Origin of the sequence: Solidesulfovibrio magneticus RS-1, assembly GCF_000010665.1 — a bacterium.
Classification (GTDB): Bacteria; Desulfobacterota; Desulfovibrionia; order Desulfovibrionales; family Desulfovibrionaceae; genus Solidesulfovibrio; species Solidesulfovibrio magneticus.
Window position 1 is genome coordinate 103,733 of the sequence record NC_012796.1, and the last position, 24,995, is coordinate 128,727.

Consider the following 24,995-nt stretch of genomic DNA (forward strand, 5'->3'; position numbering starts at 1 on the left):
AAGGATATGATCATGTCGAAATATGTACACGTAGCGAGTAAGCCGCAAGGAAAAGGCTTTGACTATGATAGGGCCATCATGCCCAAGAATAAGCTCTGCCTGTACTCCATTATCGGCGGTATGCAGCAGTACGACTTCAATACGCATACTCTTCACGACGAACTGATGTCGATACAAGAATACACAGAGCGCTATGTTCGGCCAATCGATGGTGAAATATTCATCGACTCTGGCGGGTACTCAATCATCCAGGGGGCGGTCCACCCGAAAGCAGTTCCGAGATTCGTTCAATGCTACAATGCTATGTTGGATATGAAAGCAGGTGCGTTCGACAAAGTCTTCTCGCTCGATATCCCGTGGAGCAAAGTGTTCACGGAGATGAATACGAAGCAGAAAATCATGGAGCTTAACGATTACGCCCTGTCCACGGCACGTGACATCCTGCTTGCCAACGCCGAGGCCTTGGAGCGCTTCAGTTTCGTGTGGCATTTTAAGATGCCGGCCCAGTACGCGATCTGGGACCACCTGTTTGCGAAGCACGGCCTCAACCAGATCATCAGGCACCGCGCCATCGGTGGCATGGTGGCTCTGCGTGGGATCACCGGGATCAAGTTCAGCCCGTTCATCGGCATGGCCTATCGCTGCCTGCTGGACTACCTGGACGCCGGCCGGTTCGACCTGGATTTCACCCTCCACTTCCTGGGTCTGTACCTGCCATATGACCGGTTTGAAATGACGATTCTGGACGGACTCTTCGCCCGCTACCTGGGAGGGGAGGCCCAGGCCGTGACCACGTACGACTCCATCAACCCTCTTCAGGTGACCCGGGCGAAAACGGACATCCCCCTGTTCGAATTCACCGGCTCCGGCCTGACCGTCTACAACAACCTCACCGATGCGCCGGCCGGCATCCTGGATCACGTCTATGGCGAGCCAGAGCTCATCGGGCACGTCCAGGAAGAAATCGCACGTCGCCAGTCTGGGGCACGCCTTCAGCAGGCTAGCTCGCTCGGGCCGCTCAACATCTACAGCCACCAGCAGGTTAACCACTTCTTCGAGTATGTCGTCGCCGCACACGGCCTCGCCGAGGTCTTCTTCCAGGAATGGAGCCTGACCAAAATCAACGGGCATTATGCCGGCGTCCTTGGGACGCTCGCGAAGTCCTACCCGGCGCTGTTCACGAAGCACACCTGCGGCGCAATTATGCGGAACGTGGCCATCACTTACGAGTTCCACCGCTGGTACGTCGATGATCGCTCGCGTGCCGGACTGGAGTCGTTGATCCTGTCCAATATCCGTAAAATCGGCTTCCCCGGTCGCTTGGCTTAGTCCAGGCTGCCGGGGCAACCCGGTGACCCTGATAAACGTTAACCCTAGGAAGAACCTATGGTCAAAATAGTCGCAAGAAAATGCACGATCACGCGGTCGCAGGAGTTCGAGAAAAAGACGTTGGCAACCCATGCCCTTAATGTCGGCGTCCTGTGTGGCCATGGCTGCCTTTACTGCTCCACCCCGGCCATTCTGCGGACGCAGTCGAAGCTGTTCCCGGAATACGACGGTTCGGCGTTCAAAGCATTCGCTGCCGGCGCGGCTGCCGTCGATCCCACGACGCCGGATCGGCTTGGTCCAGAACTGGCCGCTTTGAAACCCACGGACACCGTAATGCTGAGCACGCTGACCGATGCTTGGAGCCCGGAGGCTCAGGAGTTCGACCTGGGCCGGAGGTGTCTGGAGAAGCTTTTGCGTGAGTCGAAGGCCCGGGTGCGTATCCTGACGAAAAACGCCGCCGTGGTAAACGAGTTGGACCTGCTGGCTGAGTTTCGGGAGCGTGTCATCCTGGGATTAAGCATCACGGCACCGCTTTCCAAGGCGAAGGTGGCAGAGGTGTTGGAGCCAAGGGCATCCAGTATCCAGGAACGGTTGGGCGCTCTCCAGGCCGCCCATGAAGCTAAGGTGCCCATCTTCGGAATGCTTTGTCCTTGCATGCCGGGCGTGGCGGATCGGCCTGACGACTTGGACGAGATGCTGGACATGATAAAGCCCTTCGCCCCGGAAGCGATCTGGGCCGAGCCGGTTAATGCACGCGGTCCCGGACTTCGCCTGTGTCAGGAGGCCCTTGCCGACGCCGACTTCATCGCCATCGCCAATGAAGTCCGGTTTATCCGGGGGCAGCGGGAGCACCTTGATTATACCGCCAGATTGATCGGAAATCTGAACGTGGCGGCGGCTGGTGTCGGACTCAAATCCCTTTTGAAAATCCTCGTCTACCAAGACGGGGAGGGCTTTCGCGGGGATGGAAGCTCCGTTATCTGGCTGAAGGGCTGATCGGGTCGGCAACAAGCATCGCCATTCCACCAGGGCAGAAGGCAGGAGGGGTAGCCGCAAGGCTCCCCCTCTTTCCTAATTATTTCTAAAAGCCGGTGTGTCTAGCTTCAGAAGTGAGCCTATTTATTATGGATTCAGGCGCTTCTGGGAGTGTTTGGACATTTGGACATTTGAAGTGCATCCCAGAAAAATTTGCGGTGCATCCTTTGAAAAAGGAAGTAGCTTCCGGTTCTGCGCGTCTCATTTTCTTTTTAGGCGATCGTCGCAAGTCAATGTAGTTGTCAAACGCGACGATCCAGCTCATTCAATAAATTTATCTTGACAGGAACCATTTTGTTGCGATCTTGTTTGGCGACAGATCGCATATCTCAGAATCTACCACCAACCTGCCAAGAGGGACAATATGGACGACTATCTTCAAAGCGCCCTTGAGATCGTGAAAGCCCAGGCCAGTGCGCGACCCATGACAGAAGACGAGATCATCAGCATGGTCAGGTCCGTGGCAAACGGCATCGCCGCCGTGAGCTCGGGCCAACTGGTCGCCAGCGAAGCCGAAAGCGCCGCTCCGGCCATGGACCCGAAGAAGGCCATCAAAGAAGCTTCGATTACATGCCTTGAGTGCGGGAAGTCCTTCAAGGTCATCACCAAGAAGCATCTTGCCACCCACGGTCTCACCACTGAAGAGTACAAAGCAAAATATGGCTACAAGAAAACCCAGCCCCTTGCTTGCAAATCCCTGGCCCGGGACCGCCGCAACAAGATGAAAGACATGAAGCTGTGGGAACGCAGAACTAAAGCCAAGACCGAATAGGCCTATTATTTCCATTCGATGCCGCCCCGCCTGATGCGGCTCCCCCTCAGCCCCGGTGCGCCTCCCCGTACTGGGGCTTTTTCGTAAGAGGCATGCTGATGTCCTTCGCCGTAGTTGTCGTCGCTGGACCGCGCCCTTTTCTTGCCTTCCCGCCGGTTACCGACACCCTCTTTCTCGTGATCTGAAACACTGAGGTGGATCGGCCGCGTCTCCTGATCCAAATCTCGCTCGCTCACAGCTCTTAAAATCTCACACAGTCACCGTATCCACCTGAAGCATTGCGGTTTTTTTCGCATCGGCATCACCGCCCCCCTCCGTCCCCTTTTCTTCCCCCGTGACCGACCCCTTGCCCCAGGGTATCCTTCCCCAAATCAATCACTGGTGTATACATGGGAGGATATCAAATGAAGCAACAACAGTTCGACAGCCTTACTCTTAAGGATGAGATCATCAACGCATTTCGTCCAATAGAGCAGATTTTCAAAATAATGGATAAGTCATCACCAGAAGTTTCTGGAGACGTGACTCGTCCGTATGGCGAGGTCGGTCTTGTGCTTTGCGAAAACTTTCGAAGCAAGCTGGAAGAGATACTATCTTCAATATCACAGGGGGCTAGTAATGACGCCTGATAAGGACTGGAACGTCGTGTTCGAATATTCAAGGGCACAGGCGATTGCTGACGGCGTCCTTGTGGACGTCACCGATGCGGCCAGGGGAGTCGGGTTCAAGGTGCATACCGTCGTCACCGCCACCCTCTACCACGGCTATGTCGTCCCGCCTGCCGGCCTGGACGGGAGCTTTGGTCAGAGCGCCGCCGGCAGACTCCATGACGTCCTAACGCTGGCGCTGTTCGCCGCCAGGGCGAGCAAGGGAACCGACCGGGTCTATTTCAAGGTCGACTTTCTTATGGCCCCAGGAAAGACAGAGACGGTCGACATCATCGCCCACATTGGCCCTGGTGACACGCCGGCCCCGGTTTTGACGATCATGATGCCTGGTGACGATTAATTTGTTTGAATCGATCTGTTCTATTCGAAATGTCATGCACTTATTTCATACGTATTTAAGATGAAATTGCTGCATTTCGATTTGAGTAAATACAATAGCTTTTGATTGGTTATTCGAATGTATGTCATCCTGTCAGACATTGATTTGATAAACGTCTGAGAGAAAGTCTCATGTGATCAGATATAAAGATTAATAAAAACTTATTGAAGACAATGAAGACAAGTTTCGGTTGTTATATTTAAACGCCGTTATGTTGATCTTAACTCCAGTATCACCGCCACTTGGTCTTATCGAATAAAACCCGCCCAAAAAGTTTGCGTTCTTTGTATCCGTCGAAGTCGAATCGTCCTGGGATAGGTCTGTCGTTCCCGGATTTGACGCGGAGCAGACATCGTTATTCGTCCTCAGTATTGACCATCACTAGAGGAACACAACATTATAGATATTACAAAATGTGAATCAAAATATTTCGTGTTAATTCCCTGTCGTATGGCAACGTTCTTAAACAAACAAAAATAACAAAGCAGGGTGATTATGGGTAAAGTGCAAGAGTTTCAACGAAGTGTCGGCGTCACAAAATCAGAAGAATTCAACAAAAAACAGCTAGCAACACACGCTATCAATGGAGGGTTAATCTGTGGACATGGTTGTGCATATTGCTCCACGCCTTCTTTACTTCGAACCCATGCACTATTTCGAGACATGGGAATTTCTTCTTTTCAATACTTTGCAGAAGGTGGCTCTGTAGTTGACCCATGGACAGCTATTCGTGTCGGTAGACAGATCGGGAGTCTTACCGAAAATGATATGGTAATGATCAGTACGATAACTGACTGCTGGTCGCCAGAAGCACAGAAGCATAATCTTGGAAGAAAAATACTAGAACAAGTCCTCATTAATTCAAAGTGCAAAGTTAGAGTACTCACAAAGAATGCCGCCGTTCAAAATGATTTCGACATTATAAAGCAATTTGGAGATCGCATTCGTATCGGATTGAGCATCACAAGTCCAATATCTAAAGAGAATATTATAAAGTTGATTGAACCCAATGCATCCTTAATGTCTGAACGTATTGACGCTATGAAAAAAGCCCACTCCCTGGGGATTAAAACCTTTGGAATGATTTGTCCTGTTCTTCCTGGGATTGGGAATGATCCTGAAAGCTACAAACAAATGCTTTCTGCTGTTTTAGAATGTGATCCTGAAGCCATTTGGACTGAACCGCTGAATCCTCGTGGACCTGGAATTACTAGATGCATGGAAATCTTGGACAAAAACAATCATTCAAATATTGCTGCTCATTTTGATATAATTAGAAATTCTACTTTACATATGGACTATGTTGAAAATCTTATTAACATGGCTACTAACATTGCAAAAGAGATGAACTGCATCGATAAATTGAAAATATTGGTTTATTCGAACGGCGACGGCTATCGTGTCGACGACCAGGCTGTGATTTGGTTAAAATAGTATTTAACATTTAGTCGAAAGAGCCACTTGGTTGCCCCCAGGTGGCTCTTTCTATTTCTATGGAGACAACAATGATCATGCAATCAAATGAAGCTACTAAGTTTTCATCGGACATCGATGGTCAGTTAGAGAGTGACAGCCAAAAGAAAAAAATAACGTCAGTAAACATTAGGTCCGTTCTTCCAGATGCACCTGTATCAATTCACTGCACCTTACCCATCACAGTCGTCTTTTCTTCAGGAAAATCTCTAATCAGGAGAATTGACATCAAAACAGACAAAGCTGACTTCATTTCTCCATGCCCTCTGTTCATATCCAAAAGAGGCATCGATCTCGTGTCCCAAAAAGAGACAGTTGAGTTGGCCTGGGTGCGCGATGATCAATGGAAATTCATCGAAGTTGACCGTAGCTATATTTGCAAGCACACAAAGATTGTTGATTTAGCAGACTATGGATTTCCAATAACTTCTGATTCTGCAAAAGAAATAACTTCATATCTCCGGTGGTATGAAAAAATAAATGCTCAACATATTCCTGTGACAATCAACACTTCCCAGATGGGTTGGAATAAAGAAGAGCATTGTTTTTTGCTCGGGAATGATTGCATCGTTCCTACCTCAGAGATTGATCTCAATGAGATATTTGATCACTATGAGCCTCAAGTCTCAAGGCCGTACAGGTTCCGGGCTGTAGACGCTGGAGAACGACAACTTGCCCACAGCTTTCACACGAAAGGAACATATGAAAAATGTGTTGAGGGTATAAATACGATTTTTGCGTTTCCAATAGTTCTTTTTACATTCTACGCATCCATAACGGCTCCGTTCTTGAAAATATTTGACTGTAAAAATTTTATGTATGAAATATCAGCCCCTACTTCTACTGGAAAGACAGCTGCTCTTGAAATCGCTGCGTCAAACTGGGGAGATCCCCATGAAAGTTCAGGTGGCTTTTTTAGAACGTGGAAAAGTACAAGCACAGCCATTGAAAGGATATTACAGTCTGTCAATGGCATCCCCATTATTTTAGATGACACAAAAAACGCTCCAGGATATGACAAGTGTGGAAAATCGTGCACACCCCTTGTTGTACAGACGATTTACATGATTTCTACTGGCATAGGTAAATCCAGGGGAACTTTGTCAGGTACAGACGCAAACGCCTCTTATAGTACAATTGTGATGTCTTCTGGTGAGTCTCCATCGATAGACTTGACAAGCGATGGTGGCTCAAGAGGAAGAATCATTTCCCTCTGGGGTTACCCTTTCAAAAAGCAATCTCCAGAAATTCGTAGCTATATTTCAAATTTGAAAACTATTTTTCGAAACAATTACGGCCATGTTGCTAGACGACTTGTAAGTTTTATTATGAATCATAAATCTGATTGGCCATGTTGGGCAGAAGCTTATAAAGAAGTTTGCTTTGAACTAGCAAGCAAAGAAAATGTAAACGCCGTACAATGTCGCGTCAGTGAAAGTGTTGCAGCTATTGCAACAGCAATTCCTTTGATTCATGCAGCTTTGCCAGAGCTACGCAGAGATATCGATTTGAAATCGCTGATTGGCACCATAAATGAACTTGCACATCAAGAAGCGGTATTGGAAGATAATGGTTCGAGATTTATCCAGATCTTGTCTGACTACATAGCAGACGATACTAGCAAATTATTGACAAAGTTTAAAGTAGAAAGAAACCAACAGGTAGCATCAAGAGATATTGAGATCTATTCAGACCATGATGGCTCTGACTGGAATTTCATCGGGATCAGCTCAGAACTATTCAAGACACTTGTCAAAGAAAATCAGCTTAATAAGTCAGAAGTCTTAAGAACACTACTAGCTAAAAAGTTGATAGATGTTAATAATAGTTCGAAAGGAAGCCAGAAACAAGTTGTTATTAGTGGCGGTGCAACTGGAACTTTCAAAAAGAACTTGTACTGTATCAAGAAGTCGGCTTTCAGTCCTAATGAGATTGACTTTGCATGATGAAGTGGTGATTATTAATCCTAGTTAAAATTTAATCATAGTGGTGTCGGAGTACTAAAATACTAACTCCAGTACTAACCATTTTAGTATTAAATTCTTTATTTATTTTATATATTTACACAATAAATACTAAAATACTAAATTTAATTTTAATATATAATATAATATCCTTCTCCTTCATATATATAAAAAAAAGGGGGAGGGGTGTCAAAAAAGTTAGTAATTTGTATTAAATCTATCTAATTGATTTTATTATAAAAAACTAAAACCCCTGGTGAAAATACTAAAAATGGTTTTTAGTATTCCCCTGGGGCAAGGTAGGCACAGTCATGTACTATGAAAAGATCCTTCGACTTTACAATTTGCCAGAGAGTAACTTCAATTTGATTTCAAAACAAATTGATCTGGATACTTCTGGAAAAACATCTCATTTAACATCTATTCCTCAAAATGATTTAAAATCATCTACTAAAAATATAACCGTCAGTGAAAAAATAGAAGTTGATTCTATTGAAAATATTAATCCTGGACACGACATCGAAATGACTTCGTCAATTAACTCAGTTGATTGTTTCAAATGCAATTACCTTGAAAACAATGGAAATTATACTCCTAGCGACGATTTAGTATGTGGTTTTACTAATAAAAAATTAACTTCCACTGACACGCAATGTGACAACTTTGAGCCAAAGACGGAGCTACAAAATGAACCTGAAATTGATGATTATACTGGCTAATTGATCTGTCTTTATATTTTTGCGGTAAACACCTTGGGGGAGGCTTCTATTGCTTCCCCCTTTTCTTTTCTCGGCCAGAATGATGCTTAAAAAAGCCCCTCCACCGGAGGGGCATACTTCATGGACCCCATGAAGGCGACAGATTGGTATTCATGACTACCGCTCCGTCATGACAAAATTATCGTAATGCAGTGCTGCATTCTATCCCATGTTATATCTGTAAAGTTTTGTTCTGATCTGCCGAACCAAACGAAAACATACTTGTTTAGCTAAAAGATCAAGAAAATATAGATTATACCAAGCAGCAATGATCTTCATTGCACACCGCTCCATCTCCCGATTGCTCAGCAACGAATCGAGTGTTCGCCATCTGAAAAATAGGAAGAGTTTTAGCTGTTTTTATCCTTATATCTTGATAGATATTAAAAATTATACACTTTGTATCTACAAGATATGTATTGATTACAATCTTTCGATCAGAAAAATTAAATTTGGTCATGGGAGCCGTGAAGCATCGGCGTCCAGGAAGTCAGGTCTAAATGTCCTGGCTACCAAAAAGTCAAAAAACAAAGAGTCTCATGAAAAAGAAGATGATCACTTCCTTTTGAATCAAAATCCATGAGATGAACCAGTTTGCTATTGAGCAATCAAAACAAATGAGTGGTTGAGACGATTCAGTAGCCCGAAATCCTTAGGGATGAAGCAGTGGTGGCCAATGTGCAGGATGAGAACCATGGCCGTTCGAAATCTAATGAATAATTCATTTTAGCACATTGAAGCGATTATGCTCGGGATGTTGAAAAGACGGACACCGATTTGACCACGGGAAGCCCATAAGTACATAAAAGACAAGGAATCTTTGTGCCAATGGGTGGCTGCGGTTCGTAAGGAACCATGAGATGATGCAGTAAACAATTGAAAATCTGTTCAAAAAGATAGTATAAAGTCAAGACATATCGTAAGATTCAATAAAAAGTGTAAAAATTTTACAATTACCATATAAAAACAACAATTTGCCTAGCGCTGCATCATCTCATCTAGCTGTATTCGGGAAAACCGAACGTACAGAAAGATCAAGAAGCTTGAATTAGCGATAATTCTTTCGATCTTGGGGCTGATTCTGGGTGTCAATGAGAAGTTGATGCCTTGGGTCGGCCGAAAATGCTAGCGAAGCTTGTCCTTTAACGAGGATAAGCTTCTTTTTGTTCAATTATCTTGGGATTACGGAGTATCGAACGGCGCGGTGTCGTTTGCTTGTTTACCTACTGTTGTCCTCCACTTTTCTGGACACCCTCAAAAAAGCCCCCCTCCAAATTGCCCCTTCCTGGGGTTTTCGGGGCCGAACCCATGCTCAGGTTCCCGTCGACCCCAAAAACGCCAGGATTCGCGTCCTACGGCCAATCCACGTTTCCGACATGATCAGGACCAACATTTATGAATTAAAATACACGGTAAATCGCTTACTTGGTGTGTTTTATGAGAACTTTTGAGTAAACAAGAAATTTTTCTGTTAATTCACTTTATTTCCTTATTGTCGTTTCAAGAGCGACCGACAGATATTTACTTATACAAAACCAACAAGGAGATTTGTTATGTCGAAGAAGGAAGATCAACCTGCCAAGGGAATGAAGCTTGAGTCGAAATACAATCCAACGTTGCTTCGAGAGTGCATCAAGAACAATAACTCTGCCAGCGAAATCATGGAAAAGCTAGGGATTACCCACAAGCAAACGCTTAAGCAGTACGTCTTGAAGTTGATGAGCGATGATCGCAACTTTTACGAAGTAAAGGGAATGTACGTTAAAAGCTCTACCAGACCCAAGGTTAACAAGAACAACGAAATCAAACTCTATCTTAAAAACCTTGGACTAGAAGAACTTCAACTGGTTGAAGGTGACGAGTTCACGGTTATGGTGGAGAACGGTTCTATCGTTCTGACCAAGATCGAGCATTGACGCCTTGTTGGATAGTGCCATGCAAGCAATTGCGTGGCATTATTCTTTGTTTCATCTTTTATGCGAATGTTGATGGCGACTTTCAGGAGTCAATCATTCAGCTAGGTTTTGATGCTTCTTAAGCAATTTTGAGCAAGAAAATACAGATATACTATCATAAGCCAATGTACGATTTGTCGTAGAAACGTACATTGGGGCTGGAGGCCAGAGAAAGTCTTTGGATTCCAACAAGATCAAGCCGTTGGCCTTAGGCCGTCGTGCCATGCCCCTGTTTTGAATGTATGGTTTTACTAGCCTTGCAAATGAAATCGAACATTGGAGGAAGTTCGCCATGAAAGTCGAACCGATCATTGATTTGAAAAACATCAAAAGCATCAAGAAACTTTTGAGTAACAATCCTCGTGATCGATTACTTTTCATCATGGGGATCAACTCTGGACTCAGGGTACAGGACATTCTGTCGTTGAAGATCAGCGACGTTAAATCCTGTAAAATCGGCGACCGAATTGCTGTCAAAGAAAAGAAAACTGGCAAAGAAAACGTGTTCATTATGAACAAAGAAATATTTGCTGCTCTTCAAGATCATTTTACGTCAATCGAACTAGTCGATAATCACTTCCTGTACAAAAGCAGGAAAGGGAAAAATTATCCATTAACGACATATGCAGTTACGCAAATGGTGCAGCGGTGGTGTGATGCGGTAAATCTTTCAGGAAACTATGGGGCGCATACCCTTCGAAAAACCTGGTGCTATCACCAGCGTAAAACATTTGGAGTAAGCTGGGAAGTCTTAGCCAAGCGATTGAACCACAGTAGCCCTTCGATAACGCGAAGGTACCTTGGAGTGCAAGAGGAGGAAGTTGAAGAAATATTGCTTAATACAATTTAACTCTCTTCCAAAAGGGGTGTTCTACCCCTTTTATTTGTATGTCGACAAAATGTTGACGTTACGAGTTTTCAATTTTCTAAAAGGAGTTCTTATGGGCGTTTATCAACGTGATGGACGGTTTATGGTTTATTGGAATGAAAACGGCAAACGGCACGATAAATCCTTCGGCCGGGGCGACGATGCTCGCCTTCGGGCTGAAGCCTTTGACTTGGCGATCATGCAGGCCAAAGAAAAGGGGAGGCCAGCTCTTGAGGTTGAGATCGTAACGGTTGGCGTCCCGGGAGTTGTCCAGAGCCAGGCCGAGACGGCGGCGGTGGCTCCAGTGGGAGCAGTTGAGGCGAACGTTGCGCCAGTGGCTCCGTTGGCCGCGCCGGTTGTTTCGGTGTCTCCGGCCGCCGCTCCATCCAAGGGACTTACATTTGGACAGCTTTCGATGATGTATCTTGACCACTTACGAGTGTCGGGGCGGACCGAGAAGCACATTGCCAGTTTGGAAAACTTGCTCAAACGCATGTTCTTCGACATTCTGGGCAAGGATACCCCGGTGGCCGGGATGACCTACCTGAAGGACATTGTCCCGTTCATCCGTCAGATGCAAGGGGTCAGCCAGCAGACTGGCAAGCCCCGGTCTCAGGCCAGCGTGAATCGCTACTGTGACTATGTCGACGCGATCTTCAACTTCGGGATGGAAATGGAACTCATTTCCAAAAGTCCGATGAAGGGGAGAAAAAAGGCCAAGGAGCAGCCCCGGGATGTCCAGATTGGCATTGACGACCTCAAGCGAATTATGGACCATGCAGAATCGCATATTCGGTGGGCCATGGAGGTCTGCTTCAACCTGGGAACTCGCCCCGGCCCGTCGGAGCTCTTCGCCCTTCGCTGGGAACACGTTGACTTCGATGCCGGGACCGTGCGTATTTACGCGACCAAGACGAAGACCTTTCGGACTGTGCCGGTGACGGAGTCGTTCCTGATTCGTCTGCGGGAGATGCGGGATCAGAGCCAGTCCGGGTTCATCGTCGAATATGAAGGGAAGCCGCTGACGACGATTCGGCGGAGCTTCAATACGGCGTGTGAAAAGGCTGGAATCACCGTGGATGTGCGGATGTATGACCTGCGTCACCTCTTCGCGACAACCATGCTTGCCAATGGCGCTGATTTGGCGGCGGTGTCGAAGCTCATGGGGCACTCGACCGTGAAGATGACCGCCGACGTGTACTACCATTACCTTGAAGGCGAGAAGGAAAAGGCGGTTGGAAAATTGCCCAGCCTTGCTAGAGTTTAAAAATATCTGGCGAGAGGCTCTTCGGGGCCTCTCTTTTTTATATTATTCTAGACAGTTGAATGATTATGGTCGGCAGTGAATAAATTTTTTTGTCCTGGGAAAATTCCGTACCGTGGGATCATAGCTGGTATAAGCCCATGTGTGACCAATCTGGTGGAAGGATGAAAATGCCGTCTAGATTGAACCCAGATGCTTCAAGTTCACGCAAGATGCTTGAATTGTACTCTTTGCTTCTGTTTAGTGGCAGAAAATACACGTTAACGACTCTCGCAGAGCGTCTTCAATGCTCTAAAACGACAATAGATCGGTTAATAAGCGAGATAGAACTTTTTGACCAAGTTGAACGTGGCAAAGAAGGCCGAGAACGATGGTACCAGATAAATAGACTGCGGAAAAATAAAAAAGTAATGATAATGTGTGAGCAAATACAGCAATTGTCATTGTGCAAGGATTTTGCGGCAACTGTTTTGCCGTCGGAGCTAAAAGAAGACATCGAAAGTACAGTGGCTCAAGCGGCGGAATTTATATCTGATGACTGTATAAAGCAATTGGCGATGCAACCACTGGGAAGATCTCTTGCGAGAGGCTCAATTGACTATACACCATTTCAAGGAATAATTAAAATTCTTATCCAATCTATTTCTAAAAAAATATTATGTGAAGTTAATTACAGAAGTCTATCGTCACCATCGCCAAAGATTTTTCTTGTAGCACCGATGAGGCTGCTGACATATAACAATGCTATGTATGTCGAAAATTGGCGAATCAAGAGAGAAGCTGATTGTAATAATTTGCAGTCTATGGTTTTGTCTGTGCAAAGAATTGAGAGCGTTAATCCGACTCTAGAAAAACACTCTTTTAAGGATATGCCCGGCAAAGACAATGAAAACTTTGGTCTTATTAAGTCTGCAAGCGAAAAAGTGACATTAGTTTTCGATAAATCGGTATCAAATTATGTCACTGAAAGAACTTGGAGCAGTGATCAAACCTTTAAATTTTTGCCGACAGGTGGTGTCGAAATGAGTTTAACTGCGAATAGTTTAGAAGAGGTTGTTGCTTGGATTTTAAGCTTTGGGGATAAGACTGAAGTTGTTGAGCCGGCGCATTTGAGAACTATGGTCAGGAATCGTTTATTAAAGTCTTTAGAAAAGTATGGGTTTTCGTCTAGCTAGTTAGTGACATTTTGGGTTTTGCTCTGTTATTTTAAAATTGCGAGTAGCGCAGTTGTTTTGGGTGTTATGCCTGTTTTTTTGCCCGATATTTCGAGAGGGTGGTGTAGAATTCAAATACAACCAAAAAGTTTTTTAATTTAAGGTAAGGTTTAAAGAAATATAACTGCAACCCAAAAGGACTGCTCAATGACTAGAAAAAACAATTCTCTGGACGATGAGACTGTCGTAAAACTAAATAAACTCTTCGGCCTTCCGGAGAGCGCTGAAGATGCTAAACAAATTTGTACTGGAGATGAGATTTCTCAAGAATTCTTTGGGGACAACAACTCTTCTAGTGATATTCGAAAAAGAAATTCATGAATATGGCAATACTTTCAACTGATCTCGACGTTATTTAATTTTCGATACGGAATAAGAAAACGGGGTCATTGTTTTAGTCGAGTCGGTTTCTTTTTTAGAATGAATATGTATTGCTGTTGCTGATTTTTGTATTTGTCGAGCTGTCATGGTGATGGTGTTCTCGTATTGTAAAGGGGTATATGGTCAGCCAGGAGTAGGGTGTGGATTTTGAAGTGCAATGCGAATCTTGCGGACATGTAGAGAAAATGCGTGTTGATCGATTTGAGATGTCAGATAATTTAGAAAGTGTAGATATTGATGTTGAAGATATTTCTTGTTTGGCACACTTCAAAAAACTTTTGTTTTTAGGGAGCGCTCAATGTGTGATTGCTGGCGGGGAAGGGCAAGCAACGGTTGTTGATATTTGTCGATTTAAGCTTGACAAGATGGTTTCTCAAAATCCAGAATTGGAATCGTCGTCATTTCATTATTCTTGGGCTTACTTTGGCAACTGTGAGATTTGCTCTTGCTCAATGTATATTAAATTGAATAAATTTTACGGATATCATGCCGGGGTCTATTGCACTGTAGAGTGTGAAAATGCATTGTTTTCAGCAGATCCATACGAGATTGTTCGTCGATTAGGCGGTTAGTTTTTCTGCGCTTTTTGTTGGCATGTTATTTAACAAAGGAGTTTTTTATGGCCACTATAGATTGGAGTGCTTTTCTTAAGGGCAGGTTTAAGGATGCAACTGGAATAGACAGTAAAGTCCGTTTCCCCGCAGGGCGGGATATAAAAATTGAAGGTGACATTGATAATGTGAGGATTTGGTTGTCTCGTGAGGCTGTAACTGCAAATATGCAAGGTGATTCGGCCGCGTTTGAAGCATGGGCTTTGGTCTTGAAATCTTGGTGTGGTGTAAAAAATGTAGCAATTGATTGGGAATCCCCCCCCCCCCCCTGAGGGCGGTAATGGCAGCGACAGCAAGGAATGTCATTATCGACGTTTTCTTTATCGCCTGCATCATTTCAAGAATATGTTTCACGATTGGTTTAGTGTAATGCCTGATGCGGCTATATCCGAAGCTTTATTCCTTAAGTCCGACAAATTGGTTCTTAATATTGCTGGTAGTAAATCTTCTCAAGCTGCGCCTAACGACAATTCCGAAGCGGCGCTTGAGTGGCTGATTGTACGTTCAGATAAATTTAAAAAACAATTTAAGTTGGAACATTTAGAGCGGCAACTCCCGGTTGGTCTTTTTGATGGAACTGTCAGCGATGAAAGCAGAGTATTCTGTGGTAGAAAGAGTGCTATAGATCTTTTCGGAACTGATTTAGAACGACAGTTCTGGATATTCGAACTCAAGCAACGCCAAAATAACAAGATGGGAGTCGTTTCAGAATTGTTTTTTTATGCTTTTTTAATCCGTGATGTGCTTCGGGAGAGAATCATGATGCCAGATGGGCCTTCGCTTCGTTTCTCTGGTGGCGTAAGAAGGGCTATAATGAATTGCAAAAGTGTTAAAGCTTGCTTTTTGGCCCCGGAGTTTCATCCACTTCTTTGTGGCGGGATAATTCTCGATTTACTTAACAGCGCTACTACTAAGATTGATTGGCCTGTGTCCTTTCAAATGATTAAAATATCTGATTTTGGAGATGTGATCGGCCCGGAGTTTGATGCGTGTGTACACTAAAACTTGTTATCCACCGTGCAGCCCATGAAATCGGTGGTAATTGTATAGAACTGACATCTTCTACTGGACAAAGTCTTCTCCTTGATGCCGGACGCCCTTTGGATGCCCCTGTGGGGGTGACAGAAGGTCTCGTGCCAACTACGCTGGATACGTCAGCGTCAGTCGAAGGCCTTCTGCTCTCGCATCCTCATCAAGACCATTACGGGTTGTTAGGAGTTTTGCCTGCTGCCTGGCCTGTTTATGCTGGGGCTGCTTGTGAGAAGTTGGTCAAACTGACAGGCCGTATATTTGGAGTTACGCCCCCCCAACATTTCAACTCATGGAAAAGTGGAGTCCCATTCGCGATTGGTCCGTTTACGATCACTCCTTATCTGATAGATCATTCAGCTTTTGATGCCTATATGCTGCTCATTGAAGCGCATGGAAAGCGTCTCCTTTATTCGGGTGACTTTAGAATGCATGGGCGTAAAGGGAAACTAGTTCGTGACATTATGGCTAATCCACCAGAAAATCTTGATGCTTTGATTATGGAGGGGACAAACCTAGGCAGCGATAAACCCAGTTGCTCCGAGGTCGAATTAGAGAACCGCTTTGTGGATCTTTTTCGAAACACAAAGGGACGAGTATTCGTGTCCTGGTCGGCGCAGAATATTGATCGTACTGTTACCCTTTATCGTGCATGTCTACAGTCAAATAGAGTGCTTGTAATTGATCTTTACACTGCAGAGGTTCTGGAAGTATTGGCGAAGTTTGGGCGTTTGCCAAGGCCAGGATGGCGAAATCTTAAGGTGGTAGTGACTAGCTCCTTTGCCCGCGTATATCGTAACGCCGGACGCGAAGATTTCGTCGCAAGAATGGCAAAGTTCGGTATCGCTGCGGATAAACTCGCTGCAACGCCGTCCAAATGGGTGATAATGACACGACCATCTCTCATCCGTGATTATGAATTCAAAGGCGTAATGCCCACGCAAGAAGATTCATGGTGCTGGTCTATGTGGAGTGGTTATTTGTCGAAGGATGATGGTCAAAAAGTTAAGTCCTGGTTCGATTCTGGACAAAGTCAGCCGTATCATATTCATACCAGTGGTCACGCTTCAACTGATGATCTGCAAAAGTTTGCTCAAGTGATGAATCCAAGGGTCTTGATCCCTATTCATGGTCTTGCGTGGGATAGCGAGGCCAGTGGGTTTCCTCCCATTCTTAGATTGGCTGACGGTCAGTATTCATATATTTAAGATAAACCTGATTGAATTTTGTAATTAGTAGTGATGGGTTGTTTGTAAAAATCAAAGTTAGTTTATCAAAGCAAAATGAGGGGACAGCCATCATAATCGTTGGCAGGCGAGCCACAGATGCGCCAACATGACCGTTGGCAGCCTGTTGGCTGTCCGTTGGCTGGCGCGCCACAGACCTACTGGTGACTGTTGGCAGGAGCCAACAAAGGCTCTGTGGCTCCCCTGAAATTTTTTAAAAAAAGTCAATAATTTCAATGGGCTGCTGGCATGGCATTCAAGAGGTCGTGGGTTCGATTCCCTCCAGCTCCACCACGAAGCATGCCAAGGGGTTACCGAGAAATCGGTGACCCCTTTTTCTTTGGCCCCGTGCCAACTCACCGCCAACGCTCCCGTTGGCTCTGACAGCCCGGTCCCCGGCCGGCTGGCTCGCTTCCCTCCCCACCCCCGGGGGCGACCTCTTGAAAATTTTCAACAGGTTACCTGGAAAAAATTCCAGCAGTCCCCCAAATTTCCTGTCTCGATTTGGACGTTTGGACATGTATGGACCGCACCCCGATGGCAAGAGATTTCTGACGCCTTCCAGGTTGAATGCAGCCATGTATCCGGCATGTCGGGCATGGCCCGCTGCCCCGATGGAAATCCGCGCTTGCGCTCCTCATCATTTCATCGGCCTTCGATGGCCTTTGTCCAAATCAGGTTTTTCGCAAGCCGGTTCGACCTGTCGTGCCATCAATCATCTCTTGTCGCATCCAATGGGTAGGAAATTCTGAACAGTTACCCTGCCGACGCCACAACCATCGCCTCACTTTTTCGCCAAGGCTTGAGGCTGTTCATCATGCTGCCTCCTTATAGGCCTCCCCCTTGGCCAGCACAGCCCAGACTATTCGGGCGGTCTTGTTGGCCCGGGCCACGACTGCCCGATTCATGCCCCGCCTGTCGCAGATGGCTCTTAGCCATTGGCTCCTGGCATCGTTCCCGCTACTACCTCGGTAGGCCACAGCCCTGGCTCCATGGATCAGCAGAGTCCGCAGGTAGATGTCACCCCTTTTGCTGATGCCTTGAAGCTTTGTTTTGCCCCCCGAAGAGTTTTGTCGAGGCACCAAGCCCAGCCAGGCAGAAAACTCCCGTCCGTTCTTAAATTCCTTAGCCTGGCCCACCGCCGCCACAATTGCCGTGGCGGAAAGAGGACCTATGCCGGGAACCTTCAACAACCTCATGCACTCTGCGGACTGCTTGCAGATGGCGGCGAGTTTGGCGTCGTAGGCAGCGACCTTCGCATCAAGTTCGACCAATTCGGAGTAAAGGTCGGATAAATAGTCCTTCTCAAGGAGGGTCTGGTTGTTATCCATATCTTCAATGATTATGGGCAACATCGTTCGCAGATGCCGTATTCCCTGCGGCATGGCGATTCCCAACTCAAGGAGCAGGCCCCTCGTTTGATTGGCCAGGGCCGTTCTGTTGCCTACCAACCGATCTCGGATACGGTGTAAGGCCTGGATATCCTGCTGCTCAATGCTCTTGGTTGTGACGAAGCGCATGCTGGGACGACTGACAGCCTCGCAGATTGCTTCGGCATCATTGGCGTCGTTCTTGTTCGACTTGACGTAGGGCTTCACGAACTGAGGGCTTATCTGCCTGACCGTGTGACCGAACTTCCCGATCTCCCTGGCCCAGTAGTGTGAGCCCCCGCAGGCTTCCATCCCCACAAGGCAAGGCGGAAGGTTGACGAAGAAGGAGAGCACTCCCTCCCGAGAAAGCTGTTTCTTGAGAACGACTTTGCCCTGCTTGTCCACGCCATGCACCTGGAAATACCGCTTTGCCAGATCAAGACCAACAGTGGTAATAATTGCCATGGGCCCGCCTCCTTTCCTGTCTCGTTTGAGTGAAGTCAGCCGAGACTAGGGGGTATAAGGGGGCGCGGTCCATACCATTATTTGGGGTGCATCCCCTGAAAATTTTCTTGCCCCATTTTTCGCCGGCGGTGGTTTGACTGACCCTGCCTGAGAAAGTGCCGCAGGAACTGGCCAATGGAGTCGCATGGGTTGGGATTTTGCCGGGGGCGGTTGGTCTTCCTGGTCCTGCCCCGTGTCGCCCACTGGACCAAATGTCACCCTATGCGCCGCCAATTTGCAGGCAACCATCTGAATCTATGCAACTTATTTTGTGATGACAAAGGTGACATTGCAAATATAGCCGCTGAAAAAATCGGATGCGAAATCTCTGGTTTGAGTACCTCGCCGCCGGCATCGAAGACTGATCCTGATGCAGGAAAAGTCTTAGGAACAGGCCGAATGAGTCATAGGGGGCACGGTTTCTACCCGTCCCTTTTGGTCCTCCTGGGCCTGCCCCGTCCACAACCACACCCGGCCGCCGGCCCGGACACCCCCTGGAATCGCGGGCGGTCAACAAGACCCTTCCTGGGCCGTTCCCCTGGGACTGGGGGGATTGGTCTCCCCGGCCCAGCCCTCGGATAGGCGAATCTCATTTTGAAATCCCAATTGGACTGTAACGGAACGTTGACAAGACGGGCAACCAGGTTCTGGGCCTTTTTTGCAAGCTCATCTTCAGATTCTGTTGCCAGAGCGAATGGCACCATCAGCGCAAAAGATGCAACAACTATCATTAATAATAGGCTCACATGATAGACTGCTGGCCTTAGATGAGATGCTCTATATTTGCAGCAACAGGGTGGGTGGGCACCGGCGGCTTTAGGCCGGTGCCCCTTCTTAATTGCTGATACCCTCAGTCAGACAAAGTGAACCGATTCGGTTCCGCAGTTAATTTGTCGAATGCCTACGGCTTGTAGTTGCTCATGCCCGGCCCGGTCTTGTCATACACGTTGAAGAACTCGTCGACCATAATCGTGGCCACGCCGCCTTCGGGCCTCTCTGTCAAGTCCTTATCCAGGACTTTGATACGAAACTTCCAGCCCGGCGGCAGTTTCTTGAACTGGCTTTGCCCTGCGGCAACGAATTGCTCGAAAGTGTATGCCGGCTTCAGACCGACCTGAAACCCCTTCATGATCCATGTGTTGCCTTCCGCATCATCAAGCAGCAATGCTGTAGTACCCTTGTACCAACCGATGTCACCTCGTGCGATGGTTACGGGTTTGTAGGGCGTGGACTCTGATACGCCACCCGCGTTGTCGCCCATGTCCAGTCGGCCGACCCAGGGAACGTTGCGGCCATTGAAGTCCCTTACGACGCCATTCAGGGTTTCAATCCAATCGGGCATCCAGAGCTTCGGGCCATTAAACGACGCACCCAGGACTCCGAACTTGTTCTTCATCTTGTTGAAATTGAGGCCCTTAGCCCACCCCTGCGGGGCCGTGTCCTTCGAAGCGGGAACGGCATTGGGGGCAAGACTCGTGTTGTAGCACTCCGCAACCATCTTCCCCGTCTTCGCATCGCGGTGGGCAAGAAAGATCTCGGCGAAACGTACTTTGTGCAAATTATCGATACGTATGGATTTGGCACCTTCGCCGTCACGAAGCACCTTGGGTTCCGCAGTGGATGTTTGCGGTGCAAAGGCCCCTGCGACATAGGATTTCTGTTCGGCATTAGCGCTGGCACCAGCGTTGTACTGATAGTTGCCATCAAGCTCGTCGAGAACGATGGTGTTGGGCGGATCGGAATCGGCGGTGGACGTCAGCATCATATCCTTGTCCAACTTGCGTGATCTGAATTGCCAGCCCTGCGGCAAGGTCAGGCGCTTGCCCAGCGTGGGCAGGTTCTCGATGGTGTTATTGGTGTCCTTCTTCAGGGACAGACTGAACATCGTGTATACGGCGCCCTCTGGAGTGATCAACTCATACACCGTTTCGCCCGCATTGAAGCTGAAGGTATTGCTACGTTTGGAAACCAGCACCTCGTAAGCAGGCAACGTTCCGGAAACAGCCTTGCTGAGGTCAGGGGTTTCGAAGATACCCAAAACGCGTAAGGGTATCGTGGTGATCACCCTCTCCTTGCAGCCATCCCAGGCCATCCCAGTTATGCCGTTCGTCACCAGACGGCGCGGGCCATTGAAGAGGATGCCATCGCTCCCGTACTCCTTTTTCAAGGTATCGGCATTCAGCGCGCGGAAGCGGGCGTCCATCACCTCGTCGGTTGCCTCAAATTCCTTGCCCAGAGAGTTGTAGTAGTAACCGACCCCCCTGCCGTCGTCCTTGCGGTTCATGAACAGAATTTCGTAGAAGGGCTTGCCGCGCCAGTTCTCAATCTTGATCGGGCAAGGGTCCTTCAGGGCAACGTTCTGTTCGGCCAGAGTCGGCGTCACGGCACCCAGCAGCGCAAGTGCCAGTAGGGTCATCGATTTAACTATCTTCATGCTCTCCTCCTTTTGTTTTCCGCCGCGCGGCGGTGGTTTATGTACTCGTTGCTATACTCGTGGACTTCGCCCATCACTCGGAGGGCTGTGCTATAGGGAAGCTCCAGGAACCGTTAATGACCTCCTGCTTCGGCTGGTACATGCGCACAATGTAGTTCCAACCGGGAGATATCGGCAGATTATTGATGGCTTTGAGGCCACCGCCGAAGTTGATCGTGATGCTCCCATCTGCGTTTTTCATCGCCGTCACGTTGTTGTAGGAGTAGACGTTCTGGTCGTTCTTCTCCATGAAGCCCGCCTTGTTGTAAACGGTAATGGACCAGAAACCGTCAACCGGCACGTCCTTCACGGTTATACGGTATGGCGTCATGCCGTCGTTCTTCGTCGGCACGACGTTGTCATAGACGGCGGCCTCTTCAGGATTTCCACCCCAACCGAAAGCCGTGCCCAGCAGGTGACTGATCGGGTTGAGCTTAGCCTTGTCGCCAAACATGCCCTTGGCACTGGTTCGGGTCTCCGCGAGAACGTTGATCGCATCACGAACCTTTTTCAGCGACGCCTCATCCCAATCTGGAATCTCGAACGTTCCCGTGTTCTTCTGCCGCACGGCAATCTTGTCCTGCATGGCGTTGGCGGCCTTGATGTCCTGTGGATCATTCGCATCGACGAATGTGCGGAAGAGCACTATCGCGTAGCGCGTCCCGACTCTTTCCCTCGTCAATGTGAACTCGCCAGCGCCATGCTCAACGGGAAGTATCGAGTGATCCTCGTTGATGACCATCATCGACTGGAACCGCCCTTTGGAGTCCGGCTTTATGATTGTAACTTGCTCGGTAAGGTCGAAGACACCAGCCGAGTAGAGCGTGTCGCGGTTCATGCGGATGACGTCCTGTTTGTCGATTGGCGTGGGTTGGCGAATGTGCAGGAACTTGCCAAACGCTCCTTGCTTGGCGTAACGGGCGATGGTCATGTCGGACTCTGCACGGACGAAGTTGTCGACCGTGACGGGTTCCGCAGCGTAGACTGCCGAATGAACTAGAAGAGCGTTAACAAGCAGCAAATGTCTGAAACTGAACTTCATTATTAACCTCCTCATTGAGTAACGCGGTCATTCCGAAACTGCTGGCGGTGGCGCCAACTGCCCATAATTCGTAACTGGTTAGAACGGTGTATTCTATATGTAGATGCTTTTCCCTGATTCAGAAGGTCGGCAACCTATCGTTAAACATAATGCTAAACTGATTCAATGCTGACTTCCAGTCTCTGATAAGCAGAGTCCATTTCTTCGCAATATTCTTCAAGGCCAGATAGAGCAACTTGAACATCGCTTCGTCACTGGGAAAATGCCCACGATTCTTGGTGACCTTACGAAGTGACATGTTAAGCGACTCGATGGCGTTTGTCGTGTAGATTGCTTTTTTATTCGTCCGAATTAAGGTTAAAACCCCCGGCTTCAGCCGGGTAGCTTTCAGCTAGCGGTTGCTTTAAGAAAGCTGGCATGGACTACCGCCGTGGCAGCCACGCCAAGTACAAGGTCGAGTACCATTTTGTGTGGGTAACGAAATATCGTTACCAGGTTCTTCAGGGCGACCTTGCCGTGCGAGTCCGTGATCTGGTGCGCCAAGTCTGCGAACGGTTTGAGATTCAAAAACTGCGAGGCGTTGTCAGCAAAGATCCATGTCCACATATTTGTTTCAGCTCCCCCTGAGATTGCGCCGGTTGAAATCATGCGGCGCATCAAAGGGAGAACGTCCAGTAAAATATTTGAAGAATTTCCCATGGTGAAGAAAAGGTACTGGGGACGACATTTCTGGGCGCGAGGATACTTCTGCGTCACAGCAGGTGAGCTTACCAAAGAAATGATCCAGGAGTACCTTGCACATCATTTTGAGCGAGACCCCAATGACACCTTCGAGGTTGAGCAACCGGCTGCGAAGCCTGCCGGTCAATAGCTGGACTTTCAGTCCGCTGGTTCAAACCCACCAGCTTCAGCTGGTGGTTGTTTAGTGCCCTGACATCTAAATTGGCGCTGATTTTCTTAAAAGGTGAACGCCAGACCGATGATGGGGCCATGAAGAACCGCATCGAATTTGAACGCGTTTTTCCCGTTGCTCGTGTAGTTGTCGCCAACCGCCCGATAGCCGGCCCAGAACGTACCATGCTCCCAAAAAGTGTAGCCAATGACGGCCGTTGTATCCCAGGTCAAGACCGAACTGACCGAAAAGCCTCCCACGCCTCCACGAAGGCTCATCTGCCATTTATCCGTAAAGTGAAAGACGGCCCTGGTCCCGACAATCGGGTCAGCCCAGGTTATGGATTTGGAAACAGTGCGGCTGTTGCGACGTGTGTCGCCATCGAGGGTAACAGGCCGTTGCAAAAAGCTGTTTCCGGCTATTCTCCCCCGCAGATGACGGCGATGGGCATGATTCCACAGCATCGTCCTTCGACCACCATGACGATGGCCAAATAGGCCATTGAGGGATGCTGATTGGGCCAAATGAGCGCAAGCCAGGCACTGGCCCAGCCCCTGGGGGTGCCATGGCCGGTCTTGACCCGCATCAGCAGGCCGAGATTGAAACCGGCCACATGGAGCAGATACCGTTTCTGGATGTTCTCCCGTCCCCGGAGCCAGACCCGGCGCATACCGCCAGACCGGTCCAGCGTATGCTCGAAGCTTCTTTCGACCAGTTCCGTCCGCTGTTTTCCCATGGCCTTCCCGACCATCGACGATATCCGGATTCGGTTGTTGTACACGGCGCGCCGCGCCTCATGATCGCCACGCCAGGAGTTCAGGCCGTTGCGCTTGGGTTCGGCGATTCTCGTCCGCCATGGCCCTCCGTCCAGGTCTTTGAGGACATCCCGGGAGAAATAGCCCTTGTCCGCGACCAGTTCCGCAGGATCGTCCGGGCATGGCGGTGTGGAAGTGACCCGTCGCAAACTTTCTTGAGCGGCTTTCAGCGTCTTTTGCAGAGTCGAAGTGTCCCCCTTGTCCGCTTCATGCACCTCGACCGCCACGACCGCGCCGGTGTCCAGGTCCACCGCGTGCTCCGGCTTGTACGCCAGATGCGTTCGGCCATCCTTCATCTTGGCGATCTTCGCCTCGGGATCGACCTGCGACTGCCAGTCCTTGTTCGAAAGCGTCTTGCCGACGCGCTTGCGGTCCATGCGAGCCAGATCCTCATCCGTCGGAGAGTCGATGCCGCTCTCCTTAGCCATGCGCAGGAGCATCTTGCGGTAGCTCTCACCCGTGTCCCGGCGCACGATGGTTTTGAGCGCCGCGTTGGCCTCCATGGTCGAAGCGTCCACGCCAATGCGGCCTCCAAGGACCAAGCCATCCTTGCTGAGCACCTTGAGAACCCAGGTGAAAACCTCTTGGTGGGTCGCCAGCGGCAGACGGGACCGTGTCCGACTGAGCGAGGAATGATCCGGCACAGACTCCTTGGGCGAAAGCTGGAGAAAATCCCGGAGGGAAAGCGAATCGGCGCAGCGCCACTCAATGCCGCGCTCGCTGTCGATGCCCTCGAAATACCCCACGAGGTGCATCCGAAAATACCGGCCAGGCGGAATGGAGGGACGCCCCTTGTCGGAATAGAAGGGCTTGCACAGCTTCTCGGCGAAACCATCGAAGGCGGCTTTCCGGAGAGTCTGCTGGAGACGATCGTAAAAAGCGTGCCCACGAGACCGAGGAATCTCATCCCAGGCCAGATACATCGTCCCCTGCTGATCACCCTGACGGCCAAGCCCCATCAGATCACCTCCGG

At 48.4% G+C, this 24,995-nt stretch carries 22 protein-coding genes and 2 pseudogenes; 18 read left to right on the plus strand and 6 right to left on the minus strand.

The features are described 5' to 3' along the window. The first annotated feature begins 12 nt into the window (after positions 1-12). From DMR_RS00430 to DMR_RS22210, 17 genes are all read left to right on the plus strand, one after another. The gene (locus tag DMR_RS00430; protein WP_148208327.1) at positions 13-1,329 is read left to right on the plus strand and encodes a hypothetical protein; all 1,317 of its coding nucleotides are present in this window, start codon (positions 13-15) and stop codon (positions 1,327-1,329) included. Positions 1,330-1,386: 57 nt separating this feature from the next. Continuing rightward, positions 1,387-2,325, plus strand: a complete 939-nt coding sequence (locus DMR_RS00435; RefSeq protein ID WP_012749686.1) for an SPL family radical SAM protein — start codon at positions 1,387-1,389, stop codon at positions 2,323-2,325. 403 nt (positions 2,326-2,728) lie between these two features. Beyond that, positions 2,729-3,136, plus strand: coding sequence for a MucR family transcriptional regulator (locus DMR_RS00440; RefSeq protein WP_012749688.1), 408 nt, complete (start codon positions 2,729-2,731; stop codon positions 3,134-3,136). A 404-nt stretch (positions 3,137-3,540) separates the two neighbouring features. Then, positions 3,541-3,765 carry a hypothetical protein gene (locus tag DMR_RS00445; protein ID WP_012749690.1) on the plus strand — a complete coding sequence of 75 codons (225 nt, stop codon included), beginning with the start codon at positions 3,541-3,543 and terminating at the stop codon, positions 3,763-3,765. Beyond that, complete coding sequence (locus DMR_RS00450) at positions 3,755-4,144, plus strand: DUF6573 family protein (protein WP_012749691.1); 390 nt, start codon at positions 3,755-3,757, stop codon at positions 4,142-4,144. Before DMR_RS00445 ends, DMR_RS00450 begins: the two co-directional genes overlap by 11 nt. 534 nt (positions 4,145-4,678) lie before the next feature. Then, positions 4,679-5,617: an SPL family radical SAM protein gene (locus DMR_RS24145; RefSeq protein WP_070098044.1), complete on the plus strand. Its 939-nt coding sequence runs from the start codon at positions 4,679-4,681 to the stop codon at positions 5,615-5,617. Positions 5,618-5,688: 71 nt separating this feature from the next. Then, positions 5,689-7,602 carry a DUF927 domain-containing protein gene (locus DMR_RS22835; protein ID WP_158304231.1) on the plus strand — a complete coding sequence of 638 codons (1,914 nt, stop codon included), beginning with the start codon at positions 5,689-5,691 and terminating at the stop codon, positions 7,600-7,602. Positions 7,603-7,931: 329 nt separating this feature from the next. Next, on the plus strand, positions 7,932-8,339 hold the full coding sequence (locus DMR_RS24150) for a hypothetical protein (RefSeq protein WP_012749694.1): 408 nt from the start codon (positions 7,932-7,934) through the stop codon (positions 8,337-8,339). A 1,592-nt stretch (positions 8,340-9,931) separates the two neighbouring features. Further along, a complete protein-coding gene (locus tag DMR_RS00455) occupies positions 9,932-10,294 on the plus strand; it encodes a hypothetical protein (RefSeq protein ID WP_012749697.1) in 363 nt (120 codons plus the stop codon). A gap of 331 nt (positions 10,295-10,625) precedes the next feature. Further along, positions 10,626-11,183, plus strand: a complete 558-nt coding sequence (locus tag DMR_RS00460; RefSeq protein WP_012749699.1) for a tyrosine-type recombinase/integrase — start codon at positions 10,626-10,628, stop codon at positions 11,181-11,183. Between the two features lie 91 nt (positions 11,184-11,274). Continuing rightward, a complete protein-coding gene (locus DMR_RS00465; protein ID WP_043599764.1) occupies positions 11,275-12,468 on the plus strand; it encodes a tyrosine-type recombinase/integrase in 1,194 nt (397 codons plus the stop codon). 161 nt (positions 12,469-12,629) lie between these two features. Next, positions 12,630-13,640: a helix-turn-helix transcriptional regulator gene (locus DMR_RS22850; RefSeq protein ID WP_158304232.1), complete on the plus strand. Its 1,011-nt coding sequence runs from the start codon at positions 12,630-12,632 to the stop codon at positions 13,638-13,640. 186 nt (positions 13,641-13,826) lie between these two features. Beyond that, positions 13,827-14,000, plus strand: a complete 174-nt coding sequence (locus DMR_RS24840; protein WP_012749702.1) for a hypothetical protein — start codon at positions 13,827-13,829, stop codon at positions 13,998-14,000. A gap of 200 nt (positions 14,001-14,200) precedes the next feature. After that, positions 14,201-14,632 carry a hypothetical protein gene (locus DMR_RS24155; protein WP_012749703.1) on the plus strand — a complete coding sequence of 144 codons (432 nt, stop codon included), beginning with the start codon at positions 14,201-14,203 and terminating at the stop codon, positions 14,630-14,632. 47 nt (positions 14,633-14,679) lie between these two features. Continuing rightward, positions 14,680-14,943: a hypothetical protein gene (locus DMR_RS24160; protein ID WP_012749704.1), complete on the plus strand. Its 264-nt coding sequence runs from the start codon at positions 14,680-14,682 to the stop codon at positions 14,941-14,943. A 97-nt stretch (positions 14,944-15,040) separates the two neighbouring features. After that, the gene (locus DMR_RS24165) at positions 15,041-15,673 is read left to right on the plus strand and encodes a hypothetical protein (RefSeq protein ID WP_012749705.1); all 633 of its coding nucleotides are present in this window, start codon (positions 15,041-15,043) and stop codon (positions 15,671-15,673) included. Further along, a complete protein-coding gene (locus tag DMR_RS22210; protein ID WP_012749706.1) occupies positions 15,661-16,908 on the plus strand; it encodes an MBL fold metallo-hydrolase in 1,248 nt (415 codons plus the stop codon). Before DMR_RS24165 ends, DMR_RS22210 begins: the two co-directional genes overlap by 13 nt. A gap of 833 nt (positions 16,909-17,741) precedes the next feature. Here the strand turns inward: DMR_RS22210 and DMR_RS00470 are convergent. The 4 genes and pseudogenes from DMR_RS00470 to DMR_RS00485 all read right to left on the minus strand — a co-directional run. After that, a complete protein-coding gene (locus DMR_RS00470; RefSeq protein WP_012749707.1) occupies positions 17,742-18,761 on the minus strand; it encodes an IS110 family transposase in 1,020 nt (339 codons plus the stop codon). A 940-nt stretch (positions 18,762-19,701) separates the two neighbouring features. Then, positions 19,702-21,234, minus strand: coding sequence for a hypothetical protein (locus DMR_RS25170; protein WP_012749710.1), 1,533 nt, complete (start codon positions 21,232-21,234; stop codon positions 19,702-19,704). Positions 21,235-21,307: 73 nt separating this feature from the next. Next, positions 21,308-22,315, minus strand: coding sequence for a DUF1214 domain-containing protein (locus DMR_RS00480; RefSeq protein WP_148208328.1), 1,008 nt, complete (start codon positions 22,313-22,315; stop codon positions 21,308-21,310). A gap of 118 nt (positions 22,316-22,433) precedes the next feature. Continuing rightward, positions 22,434-22,655 (minus strand): annotated as a pseudogene (locus DMR_RS00485) (transposase); the annotation flags it as partial. Positions 22,656-22,732: 77 nt separating this feature from the next. Between DMR_RS00485 and tnpA the strand changes: the two are divergent. Beyond that, positions 22,733-23,186 (plus strand): annotated as a pseudogene (tnpA, locus tag DMR_RS22860) (IS200/IS605 family transposase). A gap of 86 nt (positions 23,187-23,272) precedes the next feature. On the opposite strand, the gene DMR_RS00495 reads toward tnpA, so the two are convergent. After that, entirely contained in the window at positions 23,273-23,671 is a 399-nt protein-coding gene (locus DMR_RS00495) for a hypothetical protein (RefSeq protein ID WP_193763670.1), read from the minus strand. Continuing rightward, positions 23,626-24,981 carry a transposase gene (locus DMR_RS00500; protein ID WP_012749714.1) on the minus strand — a complete coding sequence of 452 codons (1,356 nt, stop codon included), beginning with the start codon at positions 24,979-24,981 and terminating at the stop codon, positions 23,626-23,628. Before DMR_RS00500 ends, DMR_RS00495 begins: the two co-directional genes overlap by 46 nt. Between the last annotated feature and the right edge of the window lie 14 nt (positions 24,982-24,995).

Excerpts from the sequence above, each read along its gene's own strand:
- DMR_RS00445 (WP_012749690.1), top strand. The coding sequence starts at position 3,541 with ATGAAGCAACAACAGTTCGACAGCCTTACTCTTAAGGATGAGATCATC.
- DMR_RS00460 (WP_012749699.1), top strand. The coding sequence starts at position 10,626 with ATGAAAGTCGAACCGATCATTGATTTGAAAAACATCAAAAGCATCAAG.
- DMR_RS00465 (WP_043599764.1), top strand. The coding sequence starts at position 11,275 with ATGGGCGTTTATCAACGTGATGGACGGTTTATGGTTTATTGGAATGAA.
- DMR_RS00495 (WP_193763670.1), bottom strand. The coding sequence starts at position 23,671 with ATGCTGTGGAATCATGCCCATCGCCGTCATCTGCGGGGGAGAATAGCC.
- DMR_RS24160 (WP_012749704.1), top strand. The coding sequence starts at position 14,680 with ATGGCCACTATAGATTGGAGTGCTTTTCTTAAGGGCAGGTTTAAGGAT.
- DMR_RS00480 (WP_148208328.1), bottom strand. The coding sequence starts at position 22,315 with ATGAAGTTCAGTTTCAGACATTTGCTGCTTGTTAACGCTCTTCTAGTT.
- DMR_RS24150 (WP_012749694.1), top strand. The coding sequence starts at position 7,932 with ATGTACTATGAAAAGATCCTTCGACTTTACAATTTGCCAGAGAGTAAC.
- DMR_RS25170 (WP_012749710.1), bottom strand. The coding sequence starts at position 21,234 with ATGAAGATAGTTAAATCGATGACCCTACTGGCACTTGCGCTGCTGGGT.
- DMR_RS00440 (WP_012749688.1), top strand. The coding sequence starts at position 2,729 with ATGGACGACTATCTTCAAAGCGCCCTTGAGATCGTGAAAGCCCAGGCC.
- DMR_RS00455 (WP_012749697.1), top strand. The coding sequence starts at position 9,932 with ATGTCGAAGAAGGAAGATCAACCTGCCAAGGGAATGAAGCTTGAGTCG.
- DMR_RS00450 (WP_012749691.1), top strand. The coding sequence starts at position 3,755 with ATGACGCCTGATAAGGACTGGAACGTCGTGTTCGAATATTCAAGGGCA.
- DMR_RS00470 (WP_012749707.1), bottom strand. The coding sequence starts at position 18,761 with ATGGCAATTATTACCACTGTTGGTCTTGATCTGGCAAAGCGGTATTTC.
- DMR_RS24840 (WP_012749702.1), top strand. The coding sequence starts at position 13,827 with ATGACTAGAAAAAACAATTCTCTGGACGATGAGACTGTCGTAAAACTA.
- DMR_RS24165 (WP_012749705.1), top strand. The coding sequence starts at position 15,041 with ATGCCTGATGCGGCTATATCCGAAGCTTTATTCCTTAAGTCCGACAAA.
- DMR_RS22835 (WP_158304231.1), top strand. The coding sequence starts at position 5,689 with ATGATCATGCAATCAAATGAAGCTACTAAGTTTTCATCGGACATCGAT.
- DMR_RS00500 (WP_012749714.1), bottom strand. The coding sequence starts at position 24,981 with ATGGGGCTTGGCCGTCAGGGTGATCAGCAGGGGACGATGTATCTGGCC.
- DMR_RS22850 (WP_158304232.1), top strand. The coding sequence starts at position 12,630 with ATGAAAATGCCGTCTAGATTGAACCCAGATGCTTCAAGTTCACGCAAG.
- DMR_RS24145 (WP_070098044.1), top strand. The coding sequence starts at position 4,679 with ATGGGTAAAGTGCAAGAGTTTCAACGAAGTGTCGGCGTCACAAAATCA.
- DMR_RS00430 (WP_148208327.1), top strand. The coding sequence starts at position 13 with ATGTCGAAATATGTACACGTAGCGAGTAAGCCGCAAGGAAAAGGCTTT.
- DMR_RS00435 (WP_012749686.1), top strand. The coding sequence starts at position 1,387 with ATGGTCAAAATAGTCGCAAGAAAATGCACGATCACGCGGTCGCAGGAG.